The organism is Pseudomonas sp. 1D4 (assembly GCF_001728925.1).
Classification (GTDB): Bacteria; Pseudomonadota; Gammaproteobacteria; order Pseudomonadales; family Pseudomonadaceae; genus Metapseudomonas; species Metapseudomonas otitidis.
In genome coordinates this window covers 1-826 of sequence record NZ_LXJQ01000127.1, presented here as the reverse complement: position 1 = coordinate 826, position 826 = coordinate 1, and the positions used below count along the sequence as shown (strand labels likewise).

The following is an 826-nucleotide window of genomic DNA, read 5'->3' as shown; positions in this document are numbered from 1 at the left end:
GAAAGAGCAAAGCCAGCTACTACGTCTGGCTCGATGACCTGCCCATCGCCCAGATCGACCTTGCCTACAACTTCGCCGGCACCGTTGTCGACAGCACCACCCTCACCTACCTGCACAGCGACCACCTCAACACCCCACGCCTGGCCACCAACCAGAGCGGCAACTTGGTGTGGAGCTGGCAGAGCGATGCCTTTGGCATCGGGCAACCCAAGACCCACGGCAGCACCATTGACGTGATTCTGCGTTTCCCCGGACAGATCGCTGATGCGCACAGTGGGCTCTACTACAACTACTTCAGGGATTACGACCCGGAGACCGGGCGTTATGTCGAGAGTGACCCGATTGGGTTGGATGGAGGGCTGAATACCTATGGGTATGTAGAGGGAAATCCTTTAAGGTCTTCGGACCCCGATGGGCTATTTGCTAGAACTGCACAGCAGCCGCTAGGAGTTCGAGGAGTCGGAGTGATGCCTGGTATGGGCGGCCTAATTACCCCGATTAGTGCTTACTACCCATCCATTGGCCAAGAATCCAACGTCGTACCATTATTCCCCCCGCCGAAACAGCCTACGGGGCAATGCTCGAAAGACGATCCCAATGGAGACGATGGTTGCTACGTAGCCCAGAAAAGTTTGCTTGCCACAAGGGCATTTATCCTTGAACTCTACGGCCTATCAGCCAGTGAACAAGACGTGGCTGCCGCACAAAGCGCGATTACACGATTCAATCAGAAAGCAAGCATCCATAATCAGCGATGCCCAAACTACAAAGTGCCGCCAATTAGACCAATTCTCTTCTGAGGAAGATATGCATCCACAAGTAAGTA

1 protein-coding gene is annotated in these 826 nt (G+C 54.2%); it reads left to right on the top strand.

Translation table 11 applies throughout. From position 1 onward, the window contains the following. A partial coding sequence (locus A7D27_RS28575; RefSeq protein ID WP_305884691.1) for an RHS repeat domain-containing protein occupies positions 1–800 on the top strand: 800 nt, incomplete at its 5' end. Positions 801–826 lie beyond the last annotated feature (26 nt).